This window comes from Bradyrhizobium sp. 31Argb, assembly GCF_043638955.1.
GTDB lineage: Bacteria > Pseudomonadota > Alphaproteobacteria > Rhizobiales > Xanthobacteraceae > Bradyrhizobium.
In genome coordinates this window covers 1-3,045 of sequence record NZ_JBEGDB010000481.1, presented here as the reverse complement: position 1 = coordinate 3,045, position 3,045 = coordinate 1, and the positions used below count along the sequence as shown (strand labels likewise).

The following is a 3,045-nucleotide window of genomic DNA, read 5'->3' as shown; positions in this document are numbered from 1 at the left end:
TAGCAATCAAGTTTACGCAGATTGCGTAGACTTATCTGCGTAGAAAACGCGTCAAAACAAGAATCTAGAGCTTCGGTCCTGATTCAATCAGAACCGAAAATGCTCTAGCCTACGCGTTGGTAGATGACATGACACCGGAAAACACAGCGCCGCTAACCGCGCATTCACCAAACGGTCTCGCAGAGGTCGAGGAGGAAATCGCGCGCGCCTGCAAGGACGCGCGTCGCGATCGTGGCTCGGTGACGTTGATCGCGGTGTCGAAAACATTCAATGCGGATGCGATTTCGCCCGTCATCGCGGCCGGACAGCGCGTTTTCGGCGAGAATCGCGTGCAGGAAGCCAAGACGAAGTGGCCTTCCTTGATGCAAGCCCACCCCGGCATCGTGCTGCACCTGATCGGGCCGTTGCAATCCAACAAGGCGAAGGAGGCGGTGGCGCTGTTCGATGCCATCCATTCGGTGGACCGCCCCAGCATTTGCGAAGCGTTAGCCAAGGAAATCAAAAACCAGAACCGGCAGCCGCAATTGTTCATCCAGATCAATACCGGCGAGGAGCCGCAAAAAGCAGGCATTTCCCCGTCCGATGCCGACGCCTTCATCGCACGCTGCCGGGAGCATTACGGGCTTTCGATCTCGGGCCTGATGTGCATCCCGCCGGTCAACGACCCCCCTGCCCCGCACTTCGCGCTGACGGCCAAGATCGCCGGGCGCAATGGCCTGACAAATCTCTCGATGGGCATGAGCGCCGATTTCGCCACCGCGATCCAGATGGGCGCGACCCATGTGCGGGTAGGATCTGCGATTTTTGGGGCGCGGTAAAGGATGGCGGCGCTCTCCACGTCGTCATTGCGAGCGAAGCGAAGCAATCCATTTCGCCACCTGCTGAGGCATGGATTGCTTCGGTCGCTTCGCTCCTCGCAATGACGTTGTGGAAGCCTGGTCGAGCCCAACTGATTCCCTTCCCCGCAGGGCAAAACCAGCCCTCTACCCAATCACGATTCTCGTCTGCGGGCTCATTCGCCGTAGTAGCCGCAGCATCGCGGATTTGGTCATCGAGACGCAGCCGGCGGTCGGCGCGAAATTTGGACGGGCCAGATGCAGGAACACCGCGCTGCCACGGCCGGCGATGCGCGGGGTGGCGTTGTGGTCGATCTCGATGATGAAGTCGTAGAGATGATCCTCGCGCGTCAGCCGGTCGCCGTTCTGCTCGCGGGTACGCTGCACCGGCTGGTTGTAATGGCGGTCCCGCGGGTCCTCGCACCAGGCGTCCTCGGGCCGAATGGGGCGGGTGGGCAGGAAGCTCGTCGGTCGCGGGGAGCGGTCCGCCCGCCACCACAATTGCCGCGGGCGGAAGATGCCCCGGGGGGTGCCGCCGTCGCCCTCGCGCTTATTGGCGAGGATGCCGCCCCGGCCGAGCGCCACCGGCACCGACCAGCCGTCGGCGGTCAGCCGCCCCCGGCACGGGTTACCGGCGGCGGGTTGGACCCGGACCAGGGACAACGGCCGATCATGCGCGGTTGTCTCATAAGTGATTGAAAAATTGGAACTTCTCATGTGAATCAAAAAGCCCGCGCCTTGCCTGCCCGGCCCCGATTGTTCTATCTGGCGGGATTACAGCACATTCATCCAATCGGATGCTGATTTGGGATAGACTGTGATCGGCTTGTGAATCGGTAATGAACGACTACCTACAAAGCGAGTCTCGCCATCAAGTCTCGGCCAAAGCGCTGTCCGCTTGTGTCCGCTGCCTGCCTCCAAGAGGATCGTTCCTATGGCCAATGCCCGCAAGATTTTGATCGTGGATGATGACACCGACCTGCGTGACACGCTGGTCGAGCAACTTTCCCTTCACGAGGAATTCGAAGCCTCCGCAGTCGACACCGGCGCCAAGGGCGCCAGCGCGGCCAAGACCAACTCTCCCGATCTGGTCCTGATGGATGTGGGCCTCCCCGATACCGATGGCCGCGAGGTGGTGCGGTCTTTGCGCAAAGGCGGCTTCAAGGCGCCGATCATCATGCTGACCGGCCATGACACCGATTCGGACACCATCCTCGGCCTCGAATCCGGCGCCAATGACTATGTGGCAAAGCCCTTCCGCTTCGCGGTGCTGCTGGCCCGGATTCGCGCGCAGCTCCGCCAGCACGAGGCGAGCGAAGACGCGGTGTTCTCCGTCGGTCCCTACAGCTTCCGGCCCGGCTCGAAGATGCTGACCGCCGCCAATGCGCGGAAAGTGCGGCTGACCGAGAAGGAGACCGCGATCCTGCGCTTCCTCTACCGCGCCGGCCAGATGCCGGTGTCGCGCGAGACGCTGCTGCAGGAAGTCTGGGGCTACAATTCGGGCGTCACCACCCATACGCTGGAAACGCATATTTACCGGCTTCGGCAGAAGATCGAGAAAGATGCCGCCAATCCCGAGATCCTGGTGACCGAAGCCGGTGGCTACAAACTGGTGCCGTGATACGATTCGCGACCGAATCGTATCCCCGGTCACCGGCCTGAATGTCGATCGAAGATGACGTAGCGCTGCTCGAACGCGTCTCCACCTTGCGCCTGCTGGGGGAAACTGCGCTGCGTATGCTTGCGATCGGCTCCGAACAGCGCAATTTCGAACGCGGCGACGTTCTCTTCCATGCCGGCGATCAGGCGGATGCGGGCTATGTCGTGCAGCGCGGCGCTTTCCGCGTGGAAGATGGCGGTGCCGAGATCATCGCAGGCCCCGGCGCGCTGATCGGCGAGCTCGCGCTGATCGTGCCGATGAAGCGGCCGTCGACCGCGACCGCGCTGGAGCGCGCCACCTGTATTCGAATCTCGCGCAGCCTGTTTCAACGCGTGCTGGAAAGCGATCCGGCCGCGGCGCGAAGGCTGCGCGACGAATTCGCCACCCGCACCAGCCAGCTCGCCAGCGATATCGTGGTCGCGGGCGGGAAGTTGAGTTCATAGCCTCCGTCGTCCTCGCGAAAGCGGGGACGCATAACCACAGGGAGGTGTTGTGGCGCGAGCAAGCGGTTGCAGCGGAGCACACCACATAGGCCTGTGGTTGATGGGG

4 protein-coding genes are annotated in these 3,045 nt (G+C 62.4%); 3 read left to right on the top strand and 1 reads right to left on the bottom strand.

The window, feature by feature from the left end; genetic code table 11:
* Positions 1–128: 128 nt before the first annotated feature.
* On the top strand, positions 129–818 hold the full coding sequence (locus AAFX91_RS40345; protein ID WP_130581786.1) for a YggS family pyridoxal phosphate-dependent enzyme: 690 nt from the start codon (positions 129–131) through the stop codon (positions 816–818).
* Between the two features lie 165 nt (positions 819–983).
* Here the strand turns inward: AAFX91_RS40345 and AAFX91_RS40340 are convergent, their stop codons facing one another.
* Complete coding sequence (locus AAFX91_RS40340; RefSeq protein ID WP_394570202.1) at positions 984–1,553, bottom strand: L,D-transpeptidase; 570 nt, start codon at positions 1,551–1,553, stop codon at positions 984–986.
* A 217-nt stretch (positions 1,554–1,770) separates the two neighbouring features.
* Between AAFX91_RS40340 and AAFX91_RS40335 the strand changes: the two genes are divergently transcribed.
* On the top strand, positions 1,771–2,457 hold the full coding sequence (locus AAFX91_RS40335) for a response regulator transcription factor (protein WP_027582830.1): 687 nt from the start codon (positions 1,771–1,773) through the stop codon (positions 2,455–2,457).
* 41 nt (positions 2,458–2,498) lie between these two features.
* Positions 2,499–2,939, top strand: coding sequence for a cyclic nucleotide-binding domain-containing protein (locus tag AAFX91_RS40330; RefSeq protein WP_130581788.1), 441 nt, complete (start codon positions 2,499–2,501; stop codon positions 2,937–2,939).
* The last annotated feature ends 106 nt before the right edge of the window (positions 2,940–3,045 follow it).

Coding starts and splice junctions, on each gene's coding strand:
- AAFX91_RS40335 (WP_027582830.1), top strand. CDS start 1,771: ATGGCCAATGCCCGCAAGATTTTGATCGTGGATGATGACACCGACCTG.
- AAFX91_RS40345 (WP_130581786.1), top strand. CDS start 129: ATGACACCGGAAAACACAGCGCCGCTAACCGCGCATTCACCAAACGGT.
- AAFX91_RS40330 (WP_130581788.1), top strand. CDS start 2,499: ATGTCGATCGAAGATGACGTAGCGCTGCTCGAACGCGTCTCCACCTTG.
- AAFX91_RS40340 (WP_394570202.1), bottom strand. CDS start 1,553: ATGAGAAGTTCCAATTTTTCAATCACTTATGAGACAACCGCGCATGAT.